Below are 24,854 nucleotides of genomic sequence, written 5' to 3' on the forward strand. Positions count from 1 at the left end.
CTTAAATCTATAGCTCTAGTTGCGGGTAAGCTCCCGCGCGGCCGCGGCGAATACATCACCACGTTGAGCCATGCCGGTATACATGTCCAACGATGCCGCAGCCGGCGCCAAAAGAACGGTATCCCCGGCGTCGGCGTGTTGCAGTGCAGCCTCCACCGCAGCATTCATGGCTGCGAAAGGCTCCTGCGTTTCGATGACGTCCACCGGGGCATGCGGCGCGTGGGCGGCGAGGGCCTGGGCAACCGCTTCCCTATCCACGCCCAGGACTACCGCAGCTTTGATGTGGGCGGCGTGCTTGGCGACGAGCCTGTCCACCTCCGCACCTTTCAACTGCCCGCCGGCAATCCAGACCACGGAATTGAGCCCCTTGAGCGCCGCATCCGCCGCATGCGGGTTGGTGGCCTTGGAATTATCGATGAACGTGATGCCGGAATGCTCATGGACCACAGCGCCGCGGTGCCCGGCGACGGTATATGCGGCCAGCCCCTGCGCAATGGACCCTGGGGTGGCGCCTGCCAGACGCGCGACGCTGGCTGCGGCCGCAGCGTCTAGGACTCCTGCCAGGCCGGCGGGCTCGATGCCCTCTGCGGACGCGAGATCCTCGCGCTTCTCGCTAAGCCGCGAGACAAGACGGCCGGCACTTACGCCCACCTCTCCCTGTGTAGGTTCAGCGGCAGTAAAACCGAAGAGGTCTGCGGTATCCGCGGCGTAGTGGACCGCCTCGGCGTCATCCTTGCCCACCACAGCGACTTCACCGGAGAGCACCTTGGCCTTCGCGCGGGCATAGGCATCAAACGATCCGTGCCAATCCAGGTGGTCATCAGCCAAATTCAGTAGCACGCCCACATCTGGGCGCAAATGGCTGGACCAATGCAACTGGAAAGAAGATAGCTCGGCGCAGAGAACGTCGACGCGGGGGGTGGCCGTGAGGGCGTCGAAAAGCGAAACGCCGATATTGCCCACCGCCAGTGCGCGCTTGCCGGTGCGCTCTGCATCTGCCTGCATAATCTGGGCCAACATACCGGTAGTCGTGGTTTTGCCGTTGGTTCCGGTAACTACCAGCCAGGTACGCGGCGCGCCGAAGACGCCCGCACGATCCAGGCGATACGCGAGCTCCACGTCACCGATGACCTCTACCCCAGCGTCCTGGAGGGCGACCAACAAGGGCGAATCGGGACGCCAGCCCGGCGAAGTAACCACAAGGTCAAAATCGCCTTGGGCGGCAGAATCGACGGAGACGGTTGCTACCCCGTATTCCTCCGCCAATTCCGCCAACGCGGTCTCGTTGGAATCTGCCACGGTGGTATCCACCCCGAGGCTTGCCAGCATTGCGACGCAACCGCGCCCCGATACTCCCGCCCCGGCCACGAGTACTCGCCCGCGCAACGAGGATGGCAACTCGGTCATCTCTATTCCTCTCTCCTCGATAAAGCTAAAAAGGCGTGAGTCTTAGGAAGCAAAGCCAACCGCAGACAGCCAGTCGCCGTAGAAGATGCATACGCCGGCAATAGCGGCCATGGCGCTTAGCAGCCAGAAGCGAGTGACCACGGCGGTCTCAGCCCAGCCACCATTTTCAAAGTGGTGGTGGATGGGCGCCATGCGGAAGAAACGCTTTCCGGTGCTGCGGAAGACGATGATCTGGATAACCACGGAGACCGTCTCAATTACGAAGATGGCGCCGATGATGATCATGAGCAGTTCGGTGCGAGTGGTCACCGATAGGCCGGCGACGAGGCCGCCGAGGGCAAGCGAACCGGTATCGCCCATGAAGATCTTTGCCGGTGCGGCATTCCACCACAAAAAGCCCAAGCAACCGCCCAGGCCAGCGGCAGCCAGTACGGCCAAGTCGAGCGGATCGCGAACCTCATAGCACCCTGCCGCTGGCGACACGGCGCAAGAGTTACGGAACTGCCAGAAGGAAATCAGTGCATAGGCGCCCATCACCATCGCGGTGGTGCCTGCGGCCAAGCCGTCGAGTCCGTCGGTGAGGTTCACGGCGTTCGACCACGCAGCAATAAGTAGGTAGAGAAAGACCAGGAAAACAATGGTGCCGATGATGGCGCCGCCCACGGCGATGTCGAAGGTTTCAAAATCGCGAACGAAGGAAAGATTGGTAGACGCTGGGGTCAATCCGTGTGCATCTGGGAACTGCAGCGCCAGGATGCCGAAGATGAGCGCCACCGCCAGCTGACCTACCAGCTTGGCGGTCTTGTTCAGGCCGAGGTTGCGCTTTTTGAACAGCTTGATGAAGTCATCGGCAAAACCCAGACCGCCAAGGCCCATCGTGAGGAAGTAGACCAAGAGACCGGAGGGGCTAAAGCCACCGTTACCGGTCACGCGGGCATAAATTCCCACCACGAGATAAGCCACGGTGATGGCCAGCAAAATCGCCAGACCGCCCATAGTGGGGGTGCCGCGCTTGCGCAAGTGCAGCTGCGGCCCGTCCTCGCGAATTTCTTGCCCCTTGCCTACCCCGGAAAAGTAGCGGACCAACATGGGAGTGGTAAAGATCGCGACGAGGAAGCTGAGGATGCCCGCGATAATGATCTGAGTCATTGCTAGAGGTCTTTCTCCTTGTACTGAGGACTAACGGCGATTGAGCTGTTCTGCCACGCGCCACAGGCGCTGGGCATTCGATGACTTGATGAGGACTACATCTTTGGCCTCGCGCCCCGTCCAATCTTCGATGCCGGCAGGCGCTACCCTGACGATGTCTTCGACCGCCGCCGCAGCGGCGTCAACATCTGGGCTGATAGTAGTATTTATACCCCGCGCCTGTGCGGCCTCAACCATGGCCCTCATATTATCGTTGTCTCCCACGGCCACGAGGTGGTCAACGTGGTACTTGGAAAGCACCTCTCCCAATGCGCGGTGGGCGGCCACTGCTTCTCCGCCGAGCTCGCCCATCTCACCGAGCACGGCGATGGCGCGGGCATCCGGTCGGGCGGCCGAGGTATAGGCCAGCGCGGCAATGGCCGCGTGCATGGAATCGGGGTTGGCGTTATAGGAATCATCGATGGTGGTTACTCCATCGCGGCGGGTACGCACGTCCATGCGGTGTTCCGAGGCATTCTGATGCCCGGAAAGCGCGTTAGCTACTACCTGCGGGTCCATGCCCGATTCGATAGCAGCCGCGGCCGCAGCCAAAGCGTTAGAGACCTGGTGCTTGCCAAAGACCTGCAGCTTTACTGGAAGCGGGTCCGTTCCCGGCGCATGCAGCACAAACGAGGGGCGGGCGACGTCATCGAGCTGGATATCGCTGGCGTAGTACTGGGCGTCGGAAGCCGGCGGCTTATTGGCCGAGTAGTAGACGACCTTGGCCGAGGTGCGCGGCGCCATGCCGGCGACGAAGGGATCATCGGCATTGAGCACGGCGACGCCGCCTTCAGCGGCCGAGGGCAAGGCTTCAACGAGCTCGCCTTTGGCCTGGGCAATATTCTCGCGTGAGCCAAACTCGCCCAAGTGCGCGGTACCAACATTGAGTACCACGCCGACGGTAGGGGCAGTAATGGTGGTCAAGTGGCGGATATGACCGATGCCGCGGGCAGACATTTCGGCAACCAAGAAGCGAGTGTGCTCATCGCAGCGCAAAGCGGTATACGGCAAGCCGACCTCGTTATTAAAGGAGCCGGGAGGAGCGACGGTGTCACCCTCAGCGCGGAAAATCGTGGCCAGTAAGTCCTTGGTGGAGGTCTTACCGGCCGAGCCAGTCACGCCGACAATGTCTAGGCCCTGCTCGGCCGTCAGGCGGCGGGTGACCTCCCGCGCAATATCGGATAGCGCCTGCACCACCGCGGCGGCCGAGCCGTCCTCGTCGTGGGTATAGATATCCGCGTTGGCGGCATCACCGGTAACGCGGCCTTGGGGTTTGACGACGACCGCCGGAACCCCGACTGACCGCGCCGCCAGCACCGCCACTGCGCCCTGCTCGATGGCCTTTTCTGCATAATCGTGGCCATCCACACGGGCCCCGGGCAGGGCAAGGAAGAGCCCGCCCTTAGTTACCTTGCGGGAATCGAATTCGATGAACCCGGTAACGCGCTGGTCCGGGTCGGACACGCAATCGAGGCTGCCCCCGGTGATTTCGGCAATATCGGCAATAGAAAGTGGAATCATGTCTACTCCTTCGCATCCCCAAGGGTATCGCGGTGCGGGGTTGCGGCCAGCTTTTCCTCGATGGCGCGGGCCATTTCCTCGCGGTCGTCAAAGTGCAAGGTTGTGCCGTTCACGAGCTGTCCCACCTCGTGGCCCTTGCCTACGACAATGACGGCATCACCCGGCTCGGCCCAATCGACGACCTCATCGATGGCACGGGCGCGGGAGCCTACCTCGCGGATATCACCCTGCGGGGCGGCCTCACGCGCACCCGCCATAACCGCCGCGCGAATGGTGGCGGGGTCCTCGGAGCGCGGGTTGTCATCGGTAACCACGGTAAGGTCAGCGCGGCTGGCTGCGGCTGCGCCCATGATGGGGCGCTTAGAGCTATCACGGTCTCCGCCGGCGCCGACGACAATGCCGACGCGGCCCTTGGTTCCCTCCAGTTGGCCGCGCAAGGTGTCGAGCACCGCAGCGATGGCCGCTGGCTTATGCGCGTAGTCCACCACGGCCACAAAGTCTTGGCCGCGGTCGATGCGCTCCATACGGCCAGGGACTGCGACCTTCTCCACTCCCGACAGAAACTCCGCCGGATCCTCTCCTACCGCGGCGGCCATGCCGAGCGCCAAGCAAGCATTGGCGATATTGAACTCGCCAGGCAGCGGCAGCCGGAATGTGAAATCGGCACCATTATAATTCAGGGCTACCTCCTGGGCACCGGTGGCCTCAGCGGCGGTTTGGCGTGCGCTTATCGTGGCCGAAGCGCCCTGGGTGGCAACCGTAGTCACTTTGTGGCCCGCGCCCTTGGCGACGCCGCGCATGCGCTCGCCCCACTCATCATCGATGCAGAGGACGGCCCGCTCCGCCGCCTGTTCCCCAGCGAAAAGCTTTGCCTTAGCTTGGAAGTAATCCTCCATGGTGGGGTGAAAATCGAGGTGGTCCTGGCTCAGGTTCGTAAACCCGCCTACCGCAAACCGAGTTCCGCGCACGCGTCCCAATTCCAGCGCATGCGAGGACACTTCCATCACCACATGGGTAACACCCTCGTTCTTCATGCGCGCGAAAAGCTCTTGCAGGGTCGGCGCCTCAGGCGTGGTGAGCGACGTGGGGACCGGCGTGCGGTTGATGCGGGTACCGGTGGTCCCGATTAGGCCCACGGAATGCCCGGTGTGGAGCAGGCCGGCCTCCAGCAGGTAGCTGGTGGTGGTCTTGCCGGAAGTGCCGGTAACGCCGATAACCGTCAGGTCGCGGGTGGGGTGACCATAAATCTCTGCGGAAATAGGTCCGAGCACGGCACGAATATCGTCCACCACCACAATGGGGCGGGTCTCTTGGGCCTCGGTAAGCAGGTCGAGCCCGGCGGCGTCGGTAAGCACAGCTGCAGCCTTAGTATCGCGGGCGAACTGCGCGCCGTGTGCACGTGTGCCCGGCAGGGCGGCGAAAAGCGCGCCCTCAGGCAGCTGGGAAGAATCCAGCCCGCACGCGGAGACCTCCACGGAGGCATCACCAATGACGCGCCCACCAGAAAGCTGGGCGAGAGTATCCAAAGAAACGGTCATACTAAGCTCCTATTGTGCCCGCAGGGTCAGCCGCGGTGCTGGTTTCGAAGTCGGAATATTGTCACGGTTAAGCAGCCACGAGGCGATGTCGCGGAAAATCGGCGCCGCCGATTGGCCACCGCCTCCATTGTCCTCCACGCCGGATTTTGGCTCATCTAGCATCACCGCAACGACGAAGCGCGGATCATCGGCCGGGGCAATACCGGCGAAGGTGATCCAATAGGCGGAATTCGAATACGCCCCGGTATTCGGATCGACCTTTTGAGCCGTACCGGTTTTGCCGGATAGCTGATAGCCCTTGAGCTGCGCATTACCGGCCGTGCCATTTTGCAGGCCGGCGTCATCGTCTTGGAAGACGGCGCGGAACATATCCACCGTTGTCTTGGCGGTTTCAGGGCTTAGCACCTGAGTCTTTTTCGGTTCCTCCAGCCTTTCGTCCTTACCGTCTGGCCCCTTCACAGAATCAATGATGCGCGGCTCGATGCGCTCGCCGCCATTTGCCAGTGTTTGATACACGCTCGCCATCTGCAAGGTGGTCCACGACTGGCCCTGGCCAATGGGCAGGTTGGCGAAGGTGCCGCCGGACCATTGCTCTAGATCCGGGACGCTGCCGGCCGATTCGTTCGGCAGCTCCACGCCCGTGGTATTGCCCAACCCAAACTTCTTTAGGTAATCGGCGTACTTTTCTTGGCCCAATTTATCGGCGATCATCAAGGTGCCAACGTTAGAGGATTTACCAAAGATGCCGGTGGTGGTATACGGCTCGGTGCCGTGTTCCCACGCATCATTCACCGTCACGCCCGCCATATCGATGGAACCGGGGACCTGGTGCACCTCATCCGGAGTGGTCACACCCTCCTGCAATGCGGCAGCCGCGGTAACCACCTTCGCTACAGAACCCGGCTCATAAGGATGGGAGACGCTGCGGTTTTCAAAGTCCTTGCCTTCATCGAGCTGATCCTCAACATTCTTATTGGGATCCACTGTATCCGTATTTGCCATGGCGAGGACCTGGCCGGTTGCAGCATCGAGGACCACTGCTTCTGCACCGGAAGCCTTGGAGTTGGCCTTAGCCTTTTCCAGCTTTTGCTGAACGTAGGTCTGCAGGTCCAGATCCAAAGTGAGGGTGACGTCGCGACCATCAACGGTATCTACGACGTCACGCAGCGTGCCCGGGATCACCTGGCCATCTGCAGATACGTCCTCGGTGGACTGGCCGTCAATGCCAGTAAGTTCGGTATCGCGCGCGGCCTCGAAACCGAACTGTCCATGGCCGTCCATCGACACCTTGCCCACAACGTTTTCACCAATGGCGCCGTTGGGGTATTGGCGGATGTCTTGGCGGTCCGCTGCCACTCCGTGGTACTTATTGGCGATCTCTACGGCAACATCCGGATCGACATTGCGCACCAGTACCTCATACTGGGTATCGGCTTTGAGCTTATTGAGAATGTCGTCCTTATCCACCTTGGAGGTCGAGGCGCCGGAATCCTCAATCAGCTTCGGGATTCCCTCAGACATGTCCTTAAGGGTCTGCTCCATCTTCTTGGTGAGAAAGCTATCCAGCTTCTTATCATCCATGCCCTCCGTCGAGCCATCTTTTTGGGCCTCGATCTCGGCCTTGTCTTTTAGCTCATCGCGCAGTCGGGTCGGTGAGACGGTCAAGGAACGAGACTTCATCGTGTAGGCCAAGCGCTGGCCATCGCGGTCTAAGATCTCTCCCCTACGGGCCGGCTCAATATAGACGCGCTCACGCTGGGTGACGGCTTTGGCAGAAAGGTCTGGGCCCCACACAAGCTGTACCCAGGCTAAGCGGCCAGCGAGGACGACCATCGCCACGAGCACCACGGATACGATGATGCGCAGGCGTTTGCGCATCATTTTCTTTTGCGGCACCGCGGAGCTGGCAGAGCGGCGCGGGCGGCGCCTAGCCTTACTTGGCGTAGTCACAGTCCAGTGTCACCTTCCCTATTTCCGCCACAATTTCTTGCGTGTATTGATTGTGCCCTACAAAAGTGAGAATGCCCGCGCCACCACGCGCGAGCATCATCTTTTTCACCGATTATTCTTCCTCAGCTACTCCGGCTACTCGGCGCGGCTGGCATACGGCGCACGGGCTGGAAGATTGGGTCGCGCATCGCTCTGGACAGCACCAGCAGCGCCGGTCTCACGATCCGATTTACGGTCGGCATCGCCACCATTGCTGGTGCGCTGCTGGCCCTGTGGCACGGCATTGAGGGAATCCGACATCCCCTCCGTATCCTTTGGGCCGCTGGAAGCCTGGCCCGGGCGGATTGGTTCACCGTTGACATCAATGAGCTTTTCAGTATCCGGGGTGCCTTCGCGCTTGTCGACGATCTTTCCATCGCCGCCAACTTCCGCAACGCCCGGCTGCTTAGGAATAGCCATTCCCATTTCGTCCGCGCGGCGCGCAATATCAGCAGAAGAGCTGAGATTCTCTGCATCGCGGTTGAGGGTCTCAATCTGGTTATCCAGTTGGGAATCCTGCACGGTCAGTTGCTGGATGGCAAAGGTTTGCTTGGTAGACAGACCGGACAGCCACATGGCCAACGCCACACCGACGATAAGCAGCGTAAGAGAAATGACGCCCAACCGCGTAAGGAGCCCGTTCTTCTTCGTCTGCGGCTGCAACTGACGGCCACGGAAGCTCACTACCTGCTTCGAACCCAGGCGCTTCGTGCTGCGGTGCGGTACCCGAGTGCGGCTCGGGGCACGCTTAGTGCTGGGACGCTCGCGCAGCGCCGTCGGGGCTCCGGTATCGATTCCGGTGGTGAAGTCTCGGCTGGCGCCCATGGTGCGAGTGGCCTCTCTGTCGCGGCTGTCAGTCTTTAGGTGGTTGCGGCGTGGGATGGTGCTCATTGCCTGCCTCCCGACGGTAGAAATTCTGGTATTCCCTCGAGTCTTTCGATGGCACGAACACGCACCGACGCGGCTCGCGAATTTTCCGTGATTTCCTCCTCAGAGGCCTTTTCCGCCCCGCGCGTAACGATCTTGAACTTCGGCGCGGTGCCCGGCAGATCCATCGGCAACCCAGCAGGCATCTTGGAAGTGGTCAGTTCTTTGAAGGCCGCCTTAACGATGCGGTCTTCCAAAGATTGGTAGCTCATGAATACGGCACGGCCGCCTTCCGAAAGCGCCTGGGTTATGACCGGCAGGACATTTTCGATAGCTTCCAACTCGCGATTGACCTCAACCCGCAGCGCCTGGAAGGTGCGCTTGGCGGGGTGCCCTCCGGTACGGCGGGTCGCAGCGGGAATGACATCATAAAGTAGCTCAACGAGCCGCGCGGAGTTGACGAAAGGCTCCTTGTCGCGCTCTCTCAACACGGCGGAGGCAATTTTCCCAGCGAAGCGTTCATCGCCATAGGTCTTGAGGACCCGCGCTAAGTCACCGTGCGAATAGGTATTGAGTACATCCGCCGCAGTAATCCCCTGCGAAGGATCCATGCGCATATCTAGCGGCGCATCCGCCTTATAAGCGAATCCGCGATCAGCTTGGTCTAGCTGCATCGAGGAAACACCAAGATCAAAGAGAGCGCCGGCAATGCCTACGGTGCGGGCCGAATCAAAGATGTCGCCGTCACCTTCCGCGATGGCGCTGCCCAGCTCATCGAATCGTGCATTAACGCCGACGAAGCGATCGCCGTAGGGCGCAAGACGTTCGGATGCATTGCGCAACGCCTGTTTATCGCGGTCAACGCCAATGACCCGCGCCCCGGGGAAAGATTCGAGAAAGTAGCGAGTGTGACCGCCGGCGCCCAGAGTGGCGTCAACAAGCACGGCCTTATCCCCCGCCGCTTCAACTTGGGGGCGCAGGAGATCGGCCATGCGCTCGCGCATGACTGGCACGTGGCCGTGGTTTTCGGCGACATCATAATTTAGGTCTTTGGTAGCCATGTCTCCCCGCAACCCCCTTTCTCAAATTCCTGACTTCCAGTGGTGGAAAGCATGCGAGTGCGTATAGGGCCCTGTCCGAGGCAGGTTTCTGATATCGGGGAAGTACACCAGAATCATCCGCCTCGGACAGAGTCCTTACACGCACTCTTGTACAGGCTTAGAGCAAGCCCGCCAGTACGTCATCGGCATCTGCTGCCGAATAAGCATCTTCAGTTTGCGACTGGTACTCAGCCCACGCGGCTGCGTCCCAAATTTCGAGAAAGTCCACAGAGCCAACCACAACGCACTCCTTGGACAAGTTGGCATATTCCCGATGCCCCGCGGACAACGTAATGCGCCCATGCCCGTCCGGCCGTTGTTCGTCCGCACTTGCTGCCAAGTTACGGATAAAAGCACGTGCTTCTGGGTTGGTTCGAGAAACCGCCGCAGCCTTCCGTGCACGTGCCGCAAATTCCTCCCGCGGGTACACGGCCAGCGAGTGGTCCTGCCCCTTGGTGACCATGAGGCCACCCGCGAGTTCATCGCGAAACTTTGCCGGAAGCGTAAGACGTCCCTTGTCATCGAGCTTCGGAGTGTAGGTTCCGAGAAACATCCCGGCGTCCACCTTCCTTACTCGAAAACTCCGGATTCTCTTACTTCAGAATCGAGACCCTTGAGCCCCTCTTTCCTCCGCTGCGCCCCACTCTACCCCACTTTCCCCCACCTAACCCACTTAAAGCGGCGTGTCCCTCGGATTGATCTCGATTACTCGCAGCTAGATAATGGTTTTTCCAGTGGGAAGAAATCCCACGAAAGGCCTTGACAGCCCGCTACAATCACCCCACTCACCCCACCTGCAACACCAACATAATGAGCCTCAATCCACACACCAACCCCATATGCTGTGTTATCGAGGACTTTTAACTAAGTCCATGGGATAGTTACCCCACCAGTTCCCACCTAGCACCCCTTCCGTGGGGCAAAGTGGGGAATTTTGGCGCGGCACAAAAATCCCCGGTTGACCTTCACTAGGCCAACCGGGGTGAACCAAATCAAAAAAGCGTTAACGCTCCTCAAAGCGGCGACGGAAGTTTTCCTCCAACTTGCCGCTGACTCCACCACCGCGAGACGCGGGCTTCTTTGCACGGGCACCGGAGTAATGGCTCTGTACAGAGTGGTCGGAGCCATCTCCGCGCAGCATCCACACACCAGCGGCAAACATCACCAAAAAGCCCGCGATAGAAAGCCCAATAAACCACAGGCTTTGCTGCGCGAGAGCAACTCCACCAACAAGCATGCACAGCCCAACGACGACGAGCGCTATACCTCGGAGGGTTACCGCACCGCCAGATCCGCCGAACGACGTAGGCTCAGAAACGGAAGCGCCAAACTTAGGATCGTCAGCAAGTAACGATTCCTCAATTTCACGGAGCGTGCGCTGCTCCTGCTCGGAAAGAGACACTGTTCCTCCAACTAGGGATTGAGCTTCGGGCGGTAATAGTTCTATCTATACTAACGCCCAGAATAATCAGTATGTTCCCCAAAAGGTAGTGAGCGCCCCCACGGAGTGACTACGCAGCAAAAGAGCCGAAAGTAGTCCCTGCCTCACTTTCATCCAAAAATTGTGCGGCATGCTGCATGAGGCCATAAACATATTCCTCGCTCGGCGCTTCATCCAGCCCCGAAGACACGCGCGCACGAGTCCGCGAATATCCCTTAAAGGATTCAGCCCACCGTTTGTCTTCCACACCAACGAGCGCTAACCGGTCCCATGCACTGGAGGGTAGGCGGCGGCGCCGAGCCACTACAGATGCAGCTACTCGTGCGCCAGCAGTACGTAGAGCCGATTGGTACGCCACCTCTAAGGCTTGATCGAATCGCCCCTCAGCCGCATAACCGCGCGCAGCGTCTAATAATTCTCGTGCTTGGAAGAGAAATCGTGCCCGCTTGCCACTTTCTCGCCCAAGAGAACGAGTACTCGTTGCCGAAATAATCTGTGCCATTGTTTTGTCCTTAGCTAGATAAATAACGTCGTTGAACTGCCCCCGACCCTAAGCAAGCCGCCAGACATTCCACCGTTAATAATAGTTCACGTGTTCGATTAGATCAATGCTAATTGCAGGCCACAAATTAACTGCAGCCCTCTTGTTCGATTCACTCTTGCGGCTTTCAAAGAACAGAGTGGGCCTCGCTTTCCTTCCACTACAGGCATCTGGTGTCATAGGAAGTGTGAGCTTTGAAATTCGCCGCCTAACCCCGCCGGAATTCTCCCTATTAGCCCCGCAGTTGGTTGAAATCTACATCGAGGCAATGCACTACAATCCCGCGATCTTGCATAGCCGCATTTCAAGCTGGCGAAATGACGTGACCCGCCCCGGATTCAGCGCGCAAATTGTCACCCACGACAATGGCATCGTCGGCGTGGCCTATGGGTTCTTAGGCTCCCCGGACAGCTGGTGGGACGCTGAGCTTCGCCGGGGGCTCCGACTACAAGGCGGCCCCACCGAAGAGCAGTGGGACATTGTGCGCAACTACTTTGAGTTGGCAGAGATCCACGTCTTGCCGCAGTACCAGGGGCACGGCCTAGGCAGAAAACTATTAGAGGGATTGCTATGGAATGCCCCGGCGCGCTACGCACTGTTGTCCACACCCGAGGTGCCGAACGAGGATAACGGTGCCTTCCGCCTCTATAGAGCCGCCGGCTTCTTCGATGTCCTCCGTGATCATCTCTACCCCGCCGATGCCCGCCCCTTTGCCATATTGGGCGCGAGCCTGCCGCTGTAAACCTCTGTTATTTCTTGCGCAGCCTAGCCGGTATCGTGTGGGGTGTGACTATGCAGAATATTCCTGAGCTTGCGGAAATCCCCGGTGCGGTGCGCGAGGAACTCGCCACCTTCCTTGATCAACGCCGAGAGCAGGTGGCGGAAATTGGTGCCCCGGTAACCAAGGCCGTGAGCTTTTTGGAATCCTTCGTGCTTGACGGCGGCAAGCGAGTGCGCCCTACCTATGCTTGGGCGGGCTACCTTGCTGCAGGTCGAGGAGAAGAAGATCCCGCGGCTATGCTCCGCGCGGCCGCCTCTTTGGAATTTATCCAGGCCTGCGCTCTTATCCACGATGACATTATCGATGCTTCAAATACCCGTCGCGGCAATCCTACGGTGCACCGGGGCGTCGAAAAGCTGCACCGCGAATCGGAATACTTGGGGGATCCAGAGTTCTTCGGCACCTCCGTAGCAATCTTGGTGGGTGATTTAGCGCTTGTTTATGCAGAAGACATGTTCCAAGATTCCGGCCTGAGTGCGGCCGCTTTGCACCGTGCCCGCAGCCCGTGGCGCGGCATGCGCACTGAGGTTATCGGTGGACAGCTCTTGGACATCTCTTTGGAGGCAGCAGGGTCCGAATCAGTAGAGCTTGCCAATTCCGTCAACCGCTATAAGACGGCCGCTTATACCATTGAACGCCCGCTGCACTTGGGCGCCGCCATCGCCGGTGCGAGCGAGGAACTTATCGCGGCCTTCCGCGGCTACGGGCACGATATAGGCATTGCCTACCAGTTGCGCGACGATCAGCTGGGTGTTTTTGGCGATCCCGCGGTGACCGGCAAACCTGCCGGTGATGATCTGCGCGAAGGCAAGCGAACCGAACTTTTAGCGCTAGCGCTCCAGCGCGCGGATGAGTCCGATCCACACGCTGCTGCTACCTTGCGCAAGCTCGTTGGCCACACTTCAGATCCCCAGGAGCTATCGCGCCTGGCTCAGATCATCGCTGATTCGGGCGCACCAGAAGAAATTGAGCGCCGCATCGATTCCCTAACGCAATCGGGCCTGCAGCGCCTGCACGCCGCGAAGGTGGATCCCACAGTCACCGAAACCCTAGAGCAGTTGGCTATCAAGGCTACTGCTCGCCCCAAGTAGGTTGTGCCGTGGCAAAGACGTACTCTTTTCCCATTCCGCGCGCGCTGCCGCTAGGGCTATCTGCCTCCTGCATTTTGCTGCTCGCGTCCTTCTCTGGCGGCGCCACCCGCAACCGTGGAGGACTCCTCGAAGCCTTAAATATCGGCTTCTTGTCCTATGGGCATGGGCGCAATCTCGGCCTCGCGCTGTACTGGGTGGGTATTTTCCTCTTAGCCACGGCGTGGGTGCTAGCTGGGCGCACCATCATTCGCCCGCAGCTCAAAAATCCTCTGCCCGAGGGCGGCTTACGTGACATCCAGCGCATCCTCATCGCCTGGGTAGCTCCCCTTTTATTAGCCGGGCCATTGGCCTCACGCGATGTGTATTCCTACCTCATGCAAGGTGCTATGGTTCGCGATGGGTTCGATCCGTATACCGAAGGTGCCGCCGTTAACCCCGGACCCTTCCTCCTTGAGGTATCACAAGATTGGCGCAATACCACCACACCTTATGGTCCCCTTCACCTGTGGATAGGAGAACTGGTCACCAGCCTGGTAGGCGATAACGTCACTGCAGGCGTGGTGCTCTATAAGGTTCTTTCTCTGCTCGGGTTTATTACCATCGCTTGGTCAATCCCCCGCATCGCCCGCAAACTCAGTGCGGATCCAGCGGTAGCACTGTGGCTTGGTGTAGCTAATCCAGTTATTATCTTGCACCTTATCGGCGGCATGCATAACGAATCACTCATGGTGGGGCTCGTATCGATCGGACTGCTAGCGGCATTGCATAAGCGCTTCCACGCCGCCCTCATCCTCGTGGGCACGGCCGTGGCCATGAAGGCAACTGCGGTTATTGCGGCACCGTTTATCGTATGGATGATGCTCCACCACTATGCCCCCAAGGGCTCCAGTAAGTGGCGACAACTTGCTGTCTTTGTGCTATCTGGCATCGCCGCAGTGGCAGAAATCATCGCCGCAGTAGCCCTCATCACGTGGTTTTCCGGCACATCGTGGGGCTGGCTATCGCAGGTAAGCGGCAATTCCAAGGTGATTAACCCGCTGGCAGGTCCCACCTTGGCCACCGATGTTATCTTCCCGGCGGTACAAATATTTATGCCGGATGCGTCCTATAACGCCATCTTGGCCGTCCTGCGTAGCATCGCAATGGTCTGCATGCTCATTGGGCTGGTGACGGTATGGTGGCTCTGCCGCAGGAACAACCGTGACGCCATTATGGGCACCGCGGCCGCATACCAAGTTGCCTTCGTTTTCAATGCCGTGACCCTACCGTGGTACTACGCCTCAATCTTCACCCTGATGGGCACCTTCCGGCCGCCGCTCTGGCTAATCAAATTCACCACCGGCGTGGCCCTGTTTATTGGCGTCTCCTTCTCCGGCGATGGCAATCACCAGCTCTACAACTGGTTCTGGGTCATCGGCATGATTGTGGTGGTGTGGTTTGCCACCCAGTGGATCTTTGAAGGCGTGCCTAAAAAGCGGCAGCCTGCGCGCGCCGAATAACCTCGCGGGCAAGGTGACCATGCAGGGCATCGATCGGGCGGCCCGGCAGCGAGTCATCCTCGGTAAAGAGATGCCTGAAAATTTCGTCGTCCTTATAGCCGCCGTCTGTCAACACGGTAATTGCGGCAGTTACATGCTTGGCAATGACGCCCTTGTCGTTGAAGAAGGCCAGCGGTACGCGCTTTCCTTCTGGGGAATCCCAGGCAATGAACTTTCGGTCCTGCAGCAGGTCATAAGCGCGTGTAATGGGCAGGTCTAGCTTTTCTGCCACCTGCTGCATGCTGAGCAGTTCTTCGTCAGCGAGCAAGGAATCGAGGGATTTTTCTTGATTAGTCACGTTCTCTACTTTAACGCGGGCTAGATGATCGGCCATACTGGGAAGTATGACTAGGTTGGAAATTGGTGACGTTCTGGAGAATCGTTACCGGATCGATCGCCCCATTGCCCGCGGTGGCATGTCTACCGTCTATCGCTGCGTGGACATGCGGCTGGGACGAGCGGTCGCGGCCAAGGTCATGGACGAGCGCTATTCCGATGATCCGGTCTTTATCAAGCGTTTTTCTCGCGAGGCTCGCGCCATGGCCCGCCTGCAGCATCCCAATCTCGTGGCTATTCACGATTTTTCCGCTGACGGCGAGCCCATCTATCTCATCATGGAGCTCATCGATGGCGGTACGCTACGCGAGCTACTGGCCGAGGGTGGCCCCTTTCCTGTGCAGGCGGCCGCCTCTACCCTACGCAATGTTCTGCGCGGCTTGGAAGAGGTGCATTCCACCGGGCTCATCCACCGCGACATCAAGCCCGATAATGTGCTTATTACCTCGCACCACCGAGTAAAGGTGGGCGATTTTGGGCTGGTGCGCGCCACCAATGCCGAAGCCACGACAGACATGATTGTAGGCACCGTGTCCTACCTTGCGCCCGAGCAAGTCACAGGTGAGGAAATTACCCCGGCCTCGGATGTATATTCAGCCGGCATTGTCCTCTTCGAGCTTCTTACCGGCACCGTTCCATTCTCGGGGGATACTCCCCTGGCCCATGCCACGGCCCGCTTGGATTCTGACGTCCCCGCGCCGTCCTCGCGGATTTCTGGGGTGCCCAAGCTTGTCGACGCCCTCGTGGCCACCGCCACTGCCCGCGATCCCCGCGAGCGCTTCGCCGACGCCGGAGAATTCCTCGAGGCGCTCGATGATGTCTGCCGGGAGCTCGATCTTCCGGACGTGACCATTCCTGTGCCGAGGAACGCTGCTGCAGCGCGCACGGCACAAGCCCCCACGGATTTTTCTGGCACCGGAGCCACGGAAATTTTCGAGCCCACCCGCAGCATTCCGCAGGGAGAAACAGAGCATCTCGACGGCGGTCCGACAGAAGTCATCCCGCCGCAACGCCTAAGCTTTGAGACCAAACTGGATTTGCCACAGGCAGAGCCCGCTCCAGAACCGGAGCCGCAATCATTGTCACGCCCCCAGGCACAGCCGTATTCTGCGGCCGAGCCACCACTCGAACCATTCGCGCCGGCAGCTGCCTCTGCGCCTGCACCAGTACCTACTCCCGCCCCCGAGCAGCCGGTCCACAGCGCGCATGAAGAACCCGCCGAGCGCCCGCTGACCAACCGCAATCCGCTGTCACTAGTGCTGTACTTAGTAGTGGTCGCGATTGCGGTGGGCGCAGTGGCTATCGGCGGGTGGTGGTTCGGCTCCTCGCTCTACGGCATGACGCCGAACCTGTGGATTTAGTTACGTAGCATCTCCGCGATAAGGAAGGACAGCTCGAGCGACTGCTGCGTATTAAGGCGAGGATCCACAGCCGACTCGTAGCGGCCCGGCAGATCCACGTCGGTAATGTCCTCGGCGCCGCCCAAGCACTCGGTGACGTCTTCACCGGTGAACTCAAGGTGTACGCCACCTGGGTGGGTACCCAGTTCACGGTGAACCTCGAAGAAGCCTTGGACCTCATCCACGATCTTGTCAAAGTGGCGAGTCTTGTAGCCATTAGAAGCAGTGAAGGTATTGCCGTGCATCGGATCGGACTGCCATACCACCTTGTGGCCGGAGTCTTCCACCGCCTTCACAATGGCAGGCAGGACTGTGCGCACCTTATCGTGACCCATGCGCGAAATCATGGTTAGGCGCCCCGGCTCGCGATTCGGGTCCAGCCTTTCCGCGTACTCCACGGCCTGCTCCGGGGTGACGCCCGGTCCCAGCTTGATGCCCACTGGGTTACCAATCATCGCCGCAAAGTTCACGTGGAAATCTTCGATGCCACGAGTGCGCTCACCAATCCATACCTGGTGCGCAGAGAGATCGTAGAGCTTGGTATCGCCGTTATTGTCCTGGCCCAAGCGCAGCATGGAGCGCTCGTAGTCCTTCAGCAATGCCTCGTGCGAGCAGTAGATATCGGCCGAGCGCAGGGTGTCATCGTGCACTCCACAGGCATTCATGAAGTTCAAGCCGTTTTCAATCTCCCGGGCCAAGTCCTGGTAGCGGGCACCCGCGCGGGACTTGCGCACGAACTCGCGGTTCCACTCATGCAGGCGGTAAAGATCCGCAGTTCCGGACGAGGTCAAAGAACGCACGAGGTTCATTGCCGCCGAAGAGTTCGCGTAAGCACGGATCATTCGGGCTGGGTCGTGGCGACGAGCCTCTTCGGTCGGCTCCACGGCGTTGACAATGTCACCGCGGTAGTTCAGCAAACCATTGGAATCCGTATCGGAGGAACGCGGCTTGGCGTACTGACCGGCGATGCGGCCGAGTTTTACCACGGGAACGGATGCGCCGTAGGTCAACACCACGGCCATCTGCAGCAGCGTTTTCACATTGCCACGGATATGCGGCTCAGTATTGGACTCAAAGGTTTCCGCGCAATCGCCACCCTGCAGCAAAAAAGCCTTGCCCAAGGCAACGTCTGCCAGCTTCTTCTTGAGCGCCTCGATCTCTGGCGCAACCACGATGGGCGGCACGGACTCGAGAATCTTGCGCACGTTATCGGCCTGGGAAGTATCCCAGCTGGGCTGCTGCTTTGCGTCACGCTTGATGACGTCCTGGAAGACCTCTTCAATGCCGGCGGGCAATGGCGGGAGGTCTGGCAGAACGCCTTGCGGAATATCTACTGTCCAACTCACACTGCTATTTAACCATCTATAGCCTATCGCGCGTTAGTTAAATCCTAGATATTAATTCTATTACCCTTAGACAGCGGAAGCACTTGGGCGCAGGCACGGAACTTGGCGAGGTTATGACGGGCGTCGACAAGCGCATCGTGATTGCCCTTAGGCACGGCTGGCAAGCTCGGACGTCCCGCAAACTCCCAATACTGCTTCAGCTCGCGGGTATAACGTGGCATGCGCCTAGGCAATCCGGCCATATCGCCCCACAGCTGCGCCAAAACCACATGATCATAAGCGCCCACCCACGCCCACAGCTCTACCGGAGTTGAGCTCTGGGTCAGGAACTCGAAGACCTCCGTGCGAATCGTCTCTAGAGGTTTCCACACTGGGTCCCGCGGGCTGGGCAACTTCGCCAATACATTGTCTTTGACCCAAGAATTGGCCTTGGACGGATCAAAATCCGTAGACACAGCGTAGTATTCGCTGCCATTCTCACCGACGATGCCGATGGAGACCAATTCAATGGTTTGTCCATCTTCGATAAATTCGGTGTCATAGAAGTAGCGCACGTCTCCCAAGCCTAGCGCCGCCTAATCTGCGGCGATAAATTGGCCCCTTAAAGAGACGGTTGTACACTTCTGGCGTGAAGAAATCTTTGTGGTTTACTGCTTTGCCCTTGTGCCTATCTGCCCTCGTGGCCCTTTGGTGGCTCATCGATATCCCGGCGCTTTTCTCCGGCGATTTCTCCACCTACTACCACATTGACCTCGATGTTTACCGTGAAGGTGGGGCCGGGTTTGGCAGCGACCTCTACACCAAGGACTACCTCGTTGGCAGTAATCGCGATGTCTCTCTTCCCTTCACCTATCCGCCCTTTGCGGCATTGCTCTTTGCCCCACTGAGCTGGATTCCCCTCACCGCCGCGAGCATCCTCGTATCTGTCGCCTCCTTTCTTGCTCTCTGGGTCTGCGTTGCCCTGGTGCTGCGCTCCCTTGGCTGCCCGGGCTGGGCAGGCTGGGCGCTTCTAGCGGCGATGCTTACTGAACCGATTACGGAGACCTTTAGCTTCGGGCAGGTCAACATCCTGCTCACTGCACTCGTAGTGGTCGATATTCTCTGGCTGCGCCCCGGACGCGGCAGAGGCGTGCTTACCGGTATCGCCATGGCGATCAAGCTCACCCCTGCGGTATTCCTTGCCGTATTTTTCGTCCGCCGCGAATGGCGCGCATTTTTCGCCGCTCTCGGTTCTTTTCTGGCAGCTGGGCTCATCGCCTTCGCCTGCAATCCACATAGCTCCATCCAGTACTGGAGCGAAACGCTGCGCGATTCCAACCGCATCGGTGGACTTGCCTATAGCTCCAACCAATCTCTGCGCGGTTTCTTTAGCCGCCTAGCCCCTGAACACGCTGAAAAGCTGTGGCTTGTAGCCGTTGTCCTCGTCGTTGCCATCGTGTGGTTTGCCATGGAGCGCCTCTCCCACGAGAATCAGGCGGTACTCATGCTGCTGGCCGCTTCAGTATCGCTCCTGTGCTCGCCCGTGTCATGGTCGCATCACTTCACTTGGCTGGTATTGGCGGGCGTGCTGCTAGTGGCGCAGCGCCACTGGGCACTCGCTGCGCTGACATGGCTGGCGCTTTTGGGCCGCGGCCATTGGCTCGTCCCTCATGCCAATAACCAAGAGCTGAACTGGGCATGGTGGCAGCACATCGTGGGCAACGACTACGCCATCGTTACCGCTCTGCTGGTTCTTTGCTCGCTACCATTGGCTCTACGACGGGCCGGCGCTTATCAATCCGCGGCGGAACCAGCGTCCAGCCAAGGATAGGAACCTTCCCTAGCGCCCAGAGCGCTACCGATGCCGCAGCGGAGTAGAAGAAGCACATTCCGATCCAGAACCAGGTATTTTCCATCGGCCACTGGCCAGCAAGGCTCACCACATAATCGCGGTGGGCCATGAAGAAGCCGTACCCCAGCGTCATGCCGATTGGGTGGGCCAAGTAAATGGGCAGGGTATGCCGGCCCACGAACTTTACAAAAGTGGACAGAGCCGGAATATGGCTAATAAGGACAGCACCAACGATGCCCGCTGGGGTTTCAAGCGTCTGCTCTGCAAAACGGATAAGCAGGTTGAGATCGCCTCTGCCAAGCATGTCCCCGCCTGGCAGTGGCCACTGCAGCGCTACCTCGCCTTCGACGGCATCCCAGGTTTGCCGCAAGGATAGGCCCGCGATGTAGCTGATGATCGCCGCGCCATAAGCCCACATAGAGCCCTTACGGAAGGTGCCTTTGAAGGGTGCTTCGGCGGCGTCGGCAAACCGCGTAATAGGCCCGCGCAGATAGGCCGCACCGACGAAGATGGGCAAAAACATGATTGCCTTGCCAATAAAGTAGTAATGATCCTGCCAGGCTATAAACAGCAACGGCGCAAAGCTCAGACTTATGCCCGCCCACGCTGGTAACCTGCGCACGGCCCACAAAAATATATTGAAAAAGATAAGCGCGTGAATGAACCACGCCATGGTATGGCCCAACAGCAGGTTATAAAGCAGATCAGAAAGCTGCAGATAAGGATCGCCAAATACCCAGTGGTACTCGATGCGCTTAGTCCACAGTTCAACGGTCATCCACACCGTGTATGGGACGAGGAAAAACCAGAGGCGGCGCGTAAAAAGCTCGCTGAAAGAATAGCGAAAAATCTTGGTAGAGAAATAGCCGGATACGAGGAAAAACAAGGGTAGGCGGAGCGGGTCCAGCCACACGTTTAGGTCAGCCAACCACGTTAGCTCACCTTCCGGAACCACCAGCGTGACGTGCAAGAGCACGACGCCGATAATGGATACGCCTTTAGCGGTATCTGGCCAAGCTAAACGGGCCTTGGGAATAGTGATTACCTCCCCTTGTATTCAGCGCCGGCGGGGTAACCATGGCCGGCTTTGAGCGAAGCCTTCACATCGGAGGCGTACACATCAACATAAGGCTTATCGCTCAGCTCGGCCAAATTGCGCATCACAAAATCCGTGAAGGCGCGGATAGTTTCGTGCTCGGCCGGATTCATGCCGCGCTCCTTGGCCCAGTCATGCGGCCAGATAGGATCACCTACCCGCACGCCGACCTTAAACGGGCGCGGGATCCACGAGCCAATGGGATTGGCCTTACGCGAATTGATCATCGCGATGGGAAATACTGGCTGGTTAGTCTCCATGGCGATGCGCCCCATGCCGGTACGGCCCTTGTACACACGGCCATCTGGGGAACGAGTTCCTTCCGGATAGATACCGAAGAGATCGCCGCGGGACAAAATACCTTCTGCGGTTTCCACAATGGCGTCTCCAGCGTCCTCGCTATCGCGCTCGATGGGGACCTGGCCTACCGCGGTAAAAAACCACTTTTGCAGGCTGCCAACAAGACCCGGAGTGGTGAAGTATTCCGACTTAGCCGGAAACGTGATCTGGCGCGGACACACCAAAGGAAAGAAGAAGGAATCCATAACCGCCTGGTGATTCGACACCAAAATCGCAGGCCCTTCAGCGGGAATTTTCTCGATGCCCTCGCTCCACGGGCGATTCCATACTCGCAGGGCGGGTCCGAAGAAGATGTGCTTAAAAGCCCAGTACCACTTGTTTTTCATCGCCAGGTCGTCCTTTGTTAGTTTTAACGGCCGCTGCGGGCCAAATCGGCTACGCCAATCATACCCGCTGCCGACCCTAATTCTGCGGTGGCAACACGTGCGAGGGGGCGATGCCCTGCCCCGACAATGTCCTGTCCCATAGCTTGGGTGGCGCATTCGAGGTAGAGGTCCGCATCTTGGGATACGCCACCCCCGAGAACGATAAGCTCCGGATCCAATACATCAGCAACAATGGAAAGGCCCTGGCCCAGCCACCGACTGAAGTCTTCCATCACCGCGACGGCAAGCGGATCTCCGCGCCGCGCCGCCTGGGTAATTTCCTTGCCTGTGGGATCAGCCGGCAGCGAAGTCTCATAGCTCCCTCGCAGATCAGCGCAGGTATCCGGCAACGCGGTACCAGAGGCATAGCGTTCCAAGCAGCCGCGCTTGCCGCAGGAGCACTGCCGGCCATTAGGGACTACCACGATATGCCCAAATTCTGGGGCGGTGCCAAACGCACCGCGGTAGATGGTGTCATGCGTCATCAGCGTGGCGCCGATCCCTGTTCCTACCGCAAAGAAAACCCAATCCTCCGCACCCCGGCCAGCACCAAAGCGCCACTCACCCCATGCGGCGGAATTGGCATCGTGCTCCAAACGCACGTGCATACCGAGCTTCTGCGAGAGCGATTCCCGTACATTGGCGTGCCGCCAAGGAAGGTGCGGGGCGAAGCGCACTACCTCACACGTAGGATCCAAAAATCCCGCTAAGGCGAGGCCAACGGCGTCCACCTCATAGTCAGCGCACAGCTCATCGACGATGCCCACAATATCCGCTTCCAGCTGCTCGGCGTCCATGGAAGTAGGAACCGTGCGGCTCGCGAGAATCTCACCCTCCCGAGTGATCACTCCGCCGCGCACGTTGGTGCCACCGACGTCGAAGCCGATAGTCAGATCGGCGGAGTTGTTCTTAAGCATGCATAATAGAATATACCGACAACCGGGTTAGGGTCACATCAAGACATCAGCTGCCGCAATCGCTGCCCCATTATCCGCCACGTCCAATTCTCTTTCACATGGCGACGCCCCGCCCGCCCCATGCGAAGCCTACGCTGCGGGTCGGCCAAGAGGGCTTTCAATGCTCCAGCTAGTTCCGGCACAGCTCCGGCCTTAACGACGACCCCCGTCTCCCCCGTTACCGTCTCCGGTGCACCACCGGAGTCTCCAGCGACAACCGGCAGGCCGCACGCTTGGGCCTCCAAATACACGATTCCCAAGCCCTCGACGTCTAGCCCACCGCCACGGGTGCGTGCCGGCATGGCAAATACATCCGCTGCATGCAATGCAGTCTCAATGCTTTCCGCTTCCTGAATCACTGCGTCTGGACAGTAGAGTTCCGCCAACTGTTCTAAAGCCGCGCGGTAGCGTCCGCGCCCGATGAGCAAGAGCTGCGCATCCGGAAATTCTTCACGCACTAGAGGCATAGCACGTAGAAGCTGATCCTGCCCCTTGCGTGGAACGAACCGCGAAATGCAGACGATGGTCGGCCCGTCGACTCCAAACTCAGCTTTTGCCGCTGCGCGTTGCTCCGGCGTGGCTGGAGAAAGGCCTTCCACGCTCACTCCGGAAGGCAGGTGCTCCCAGCGCGGATTCGGTCCAAATGGTCGACGCAACCGACGCAGGGTGTAGTCGGAGATATAGGTAATCACGTCAGCATGGTCACCAATTCGGCGCAGGCACTGCCGAGCCACGGGCAGCATCGACCACCCCACTTCGTGCCCGTGCGTCGTAGCTACCACACGGGTGGCCCCCGCCTCTTTTGCGGCCTTGCCCATCAAAGCAAGGGGCGCAGCTGCACCAAACCAGACGATGTCAATATTTTCTGCGCGGATAATCTCCTGCATCCGACACACCGTGGCGGGCGTCGGCAACATCACGCGGCGAGGCCAGCGGATAACCTTGTAGTCCACCGCGGCATCGAATTCCGCCGGCGATTCCTGGGTAGAGGCAAAGACCACAACATCACGCGGATCTAAGGTTGCTACAAAATCGCGCAGGTAAGACTGAATCCCGCCAATCTTGGGTGGAAAGTCATTAGTTACCAGCAGAACGCGGGCCACTTAGTACCGCGCCGTTCCGGTAATCGGCATGGACTTCAGCGGTACTACCTGAACAGGCACACCATAGGTGGAAGCATGGACCACTTGCCCATTGCCGATGTACATACCAACGTGCGTTACCCCAGGATAATATCCCACGATATCGCCCGGCTGTAGGTCTTCCAACGGTACCGACGTGCCACCTGCAATCTGAGCCTGCGACGTACGCGGAATGGACTTACCAATCTGTTGATACGCCCAGAACATCAATCCGGAGCAGTCAAACTGATCGGGACCGGTCGCACCCCAACCATACGGCGCACCCAACTTGGACAAGGCAGCAGAGGCTGCACCGTCAGCGATCTCACCCAGATCCATATCTGGTTTCGCAGATCCGCCGAATTGGCCTTCCCAGGCCTCGCGCTGCTGATCATCGAGAGCATCCACCTGCTTTTCGATGTCCCTTTGCTGCTTTTCCAGCTCCTCCTTTTCCTTGAGAAGCTCCTCGCGTTGCTCTTCCAGCGCTTTCTTTTCCTCGCGCACCTTCGCAGCGGCGTCGGCAGCCTTATGCTTTTTCTCTTCCGCCATGGAGGCGACATTAGCCTTCGCATCAAGAGTGCGCTGGGCCTTGCGGGACAGCGCGCCGAGGTAACCCATGCGCTCTACTGCATCGGAAGGATCTTCCGCGGCCAAGGCACCAGACACTGCCGAACGGGAATCACCGCGGTAGCGCGACTGCGCGATGCCATTGACATGGTCCTGCTGGATGGAAACATCGCCCTTTGCATCGTCCGCACGCGTTTGTGCCTCAGCTGCGGCCTGCTCAGATTTAGCAACCTCAGCCTGCTTTTCCTCGAGCTTCACCTCGAGCTCTTTTACTTCTTCATTCTTGGCAGAAACCTTGCGCGCGACTTCGCCAACGCGCTCTACCAAGGCGTCTACATCTTCGGTGGCGCCCTCCTGTTGCGGAGCCGCCTCCTGCGCAACAACCTGCGAAATCCCAGAAACCGACGTAACAGCAAGAGCCGCTGCAAGTGCAGCTGTAGGAAGTACTCGTTTAGACACGTAAGGACCCTTAGA

General features: G+C 59.1%; 23 protein-coding genes. 5 read left to right on the forward strand and 18 right to left on the reverse strand.

Annotation, left to right across the window (positions count from 1 at the left end):
* Positions 1-15: 15 nt before the first annotated feature.
* From murD to QP934_RS02710, 10 genes are all read right to left on the reverse strand, one after another.
* The gene (gene murD, locus QP934_RS02665) at positions 16-1,407 is read right to left on the reverse strand and encodes a UDP-N-acetylmuramoyl-L-alanine--D-glutamate ligase (RefSeq protein ID WP_419126736.1); all 1,392 of its coding nucleotides are present in this window, start codon (positions 1,405-1,407) and stop codon (positions 16-18) included.
* A gap of 42 nt (positions 1,408-1,449) precedes the next feature.
* Positions 1,450-2,556, reverse strand: a complete 1,107-nt coding sequence (mraY, locus tag QP934_RS02670; protein WP_239273583.1) for a phospho-N-acetylmuramoyl-pentapeptide-transferase — start codon at positions 2,554-2,556, stop codon at positions 1,450-1,452.
* A 30-nt stretch (positions 2,557-2,586) separates the two neighbouring features.
* Positions 2,587-4,116 carry a UDP-N-acetylmuramoyl-tripeptide--D-alanyl-D-alanine ligase gene (locus tag QP934_RS02675; RefSeq protein ID WP_419126737.1) on the reverse strand — a complete coding sequence of 510 codons (1,530 nt, stop codon included), beginning with the start codon at positions 4,114-4,116 and terminating at the stop codon, positions 2,587-2,589.
* A 2-nt stretch (positions 4,117-4,118) separates the two neighbouring features.
* Positions 4,119-5,654, reverse strand: coding sequence for a UDP-N-acetylmuramoyl-L-alanyl-D-glutamate--2,6-diaminopimelate ligase (locus tag QP934_RS02680; protein WP_419126738.1), 1,536 nt, complete (start codon positions 5,652-5,654; stop codon positions 4,119-4,121).
* A gap of 9 nt (positions 5,655-5,663) precedes the next feature.
* The gene (locus QP934_RS02685) at positions 5,664-7,532 is read right to left on the reverse strand and encodes a peptidoglycan D,D-transpeptidase FtsI family protein (protein WP_419126787.1); all 1,869 of its coding nucleotides are present in this window, start codon (positions 7,530-7,532) and stop codon (positions 5,664-5,666) included.
* Between the two features lie 207 nt (positions 7,533-7,739).
* Positions 7,740-8,534 carry a hypothetical protein gene (locus tag QP934_RS02690; RefSeq protein WP_419126739.1) on the reverse strand — a complete coding sequence of 265 codons (795 nt, stop codon included), beginning with the start codon at positions 8,532-8,534 and terminating at the stop codon, positions 7,740-7,742.
* Positions 8,531-9,571 carry a 16S rRNA (cytosine(1402)-N(4))-methyltransferase RsmH gene (rsmH, locus tag QP934_RS02695; RefSeq protein ID WP_419126740.1) on the reverse strand — a complete coding sequence of 347 codons (1,041 nt, stop codon included), beginning with the start codon at positions 9,569-9,571 and terminating at the stop codon, positions 8,531-8,533. The genes QP934_RS02690 and rsmH overlap by 4 nt, the downstream gene beginning before the upstream one ends.
* A gap of 157 nt (positions 9,572-9,728) precedes the next feature.
* Positions 9,729-10,163 (reverse strand): division/cell wall cluster transcriptional repressor MraZ, encoded by a 435-nt coding sequence (gene mraZ / locus QP934_RS02700; protein WP_005324499.1) that lies wholly within the window; start codon positions 10,161-10,163, stop codon positions 9,729-9,731.
* Between the two features lie 450 nt (positions 10,164-10,613).
* Entirely contained in the window at positions 10,614-11,012 is a 399-nt protein-coding gene (locus QP934_RS02705; protein WP_419126741.1) for a DUF3040 domain-containing protein, read from the reverse strand.
* Positions 11,013-11,121: 109 nt separating this feature from the next.
* Entirely contained in the window at positions 11,122-11,553 is a 432-nt protein-coding gene (locus tag QP934_RS02710) for an SAV_6107 family HEPN domain-containing protein (protein ID WP_419126742.1), read from the reverse strand.
* A gap of 226 nt (positions 11,554-11,779) precedes the next feature.
* On the opposite strand from QP934_RS02710, the gene QP934_RS02715 reads away from it, so the two are divergent.
* From QP934_RS02715 to QP934_RS02725, 3 genes are read left to right on the forward strand one after another with little or no spacing between them, the layout of a single operon-like run.
* Positions 11,780-12,334, forward strand: coding sequence for a GNAT family N-acetyltransferase (locus QP934_RS02715; protein WP_239273574.1), 555 nt, complete (start codon positions 11,780-11,782; stop codon positions 12,332-12,334).
* A 50-nt stretch (positions 12,335-12,384) separates the two neighbouring features.
* Entirely contained in the window at positions 12,385-13,464 is a 1,080-nt protein-coding gene (locus QP934_RS02720; RefSeq protein WP_419126788.1) for a polyprenyl synthetase family protein, read from the forward strand.
* Between the two features lie 8 nt (positions 13,465-13,472).
* On the forward strand, positions 13,473-14,963 hold the full coding sequence (locus QP934_RS02725; RefSeq protein ID WP_419126743.1) for an alpha-(1->6)-mannopyranosyltransferase A: 1,491 nt from the start codon (positions 13,473-13,475) through the stop codon (positions 14,961-14,963).
* Here QP934_RS02725 and QP934_RS02730 read toward each other — a convergent pair.
* On the reverse strand, positions 14,932-15,336 hold the full coding sequence (locus tag QP934_RS02730) for an Rv2175c family DNA-binding protein (protein ID WP_419126744.1): 405 nt from the start codon (positions 15,334-15,336) through the stop codon (positions 14,932-14,934). The two genes, QP934_RS02725 and QP934_RS02730, sit on opposite strands and share 32 nt — an antisense overlap.
* A gap of 10 nt (positions 15,337-15,346) precedes the next feature.
* Here QP934_RS02730 and QP934_RS02735 point away from each other — a divergent pair, with 10 nt between their 5' ends.
* The gene (locus QP934_RS02735; RefSeq protein ID WP_349819162.1) at positions 15,347-16,699 is read left to right on the forward strand and encodes a protein kinase domain-containing protein; all 1,353 of its coding nucleotides are present in this window, start codon (positions 15,347-15,349) and stop codon (positions 16,697-16,699) included.
* Here the strand turns inward: QP934_RS02735 and QP934_RS02740 are convergent.
* Positions 16,696-18,084, reverse strand: a complete 1,389-nt coding sequence (locus tag QP934_RS02740) for a class II 3-deoxy-7-phosphoheptulonate synthase (protein WP_419126745.1) — start codon at positions 18,082-18,084, stop codon at positions 16,696-16,698. The genes QP934_RS02735 and QP934_RS02740 overlap by 4 nt on opposite strands.
* Positions 18,085-18,128: 44 nt before the next feature.
* Positions 18,129-18,638: a polyadenylate-specific 3'-exoribonuclease AS gene (locus QP934_RS02745; protein WP_269953159.1), complete on the reverse strand. Its 510-nt coding sequence runs from the start codon at positions 18,636-18,638 to the stop codon at positions 18,129-18,131.
* A 74-nt stretch (positions 18,639-18,712) separates the two neighbouring features.
* Here QP934_RS02745 and QP934_RS02750 point away from each other — a divergent pair, with 74 nt between their 5' ends.
* Positions 18,713-19,894: a glycosyltransferase 87 family protein gene (locus QP934_RS02750; protein ID WP_337888174.1), complete on the forward strand. Its 1,182-nt coding sequence runs from the start codon at positions 18,713-18,715 to the stop codon at positions 19,892-19,894.
* Here QP934_RS02750 and QP934_RS02755 read toward each other — a convergent pair.
* The 5 genes from QP934_RS02755 to QP934_RS02775 form a co-directional block, all read right to left on the reverse strand.
* Positions 19,800-20,891 (reverse strand): hypothetical protein, encoded by a 1,092-nt coding sequence (locus QP934_RS02755; protein WP_337888175.1) that lies wholly within the window; start codon positions 20,889-20,891, stop codon positions 19,800-19,802. The two genes, QP934_RS02750 and QP934_RS02755, sit on opposite strands and share 95 nt — an antisense overlap.
* A gap of 65 nt (positions 20,892-20,956) precedes the next feature.
* Entirely contained in the window at positions 20,957-21,697 is a 741-nt protein-coding gene (locus tag QP934_RS02760; RefSeq protein WP_286687839.1) for a lysophospholipid acyltransferase family protein, read from the reverse strand.
* A 23-nt stretch (positions 21,698-21,720) separates the two neighbouring features.
* On the reverse strand, positions 21,721-22,653 hold the full coding sequence (locus QP934_RS02765) for an ROK family protein (protein ID WP_419126746.1): 933 nt from the start codon (positions 22,651-22,653) through the stop codon (positions 21,721-21,723).
* Positions 22,654-22,691: 38 nt separating this feature from the next.
* Positions 22,692-23,795 carry a glycosyltransferase family 4 protein gene (locus tag QP934_RS02770; RefSeq protein WP_419126747.1) on the reverse strand — a complete coding sequence of 368 codons (1,104 nt, stop codon included), beginning with the start codon at positions 23,793-23,795 and terminating at the stop codon, positions 22,692-22,694.
* The gene (locus QP934_RS02775; protein WP_419126748.1) at positions 23,796-24,839 is read right to left on the reverse strand and encodes an NlpC/P60 family protein; all 1,044 of its coding nucleotides are present in this window, start codon (positions 24,837-24,839) and stop codon (positions 23,796-23,798) included. It lies immediately after the preceding gene.
* Between the last annotated feature and the right edge of the window lie 15 nt (positions 24,840-24,854).

This window comes from Corynebacterium sp. MSK122, assembly GCF_030229435.2.
Taxonomy (GTDB): Bacteria; Actinomycetota; Actinomycetes; order Mycobacteriales; family Mycobacteriaceae; genus Corynebacterium; species Corynebacterium marquesiae.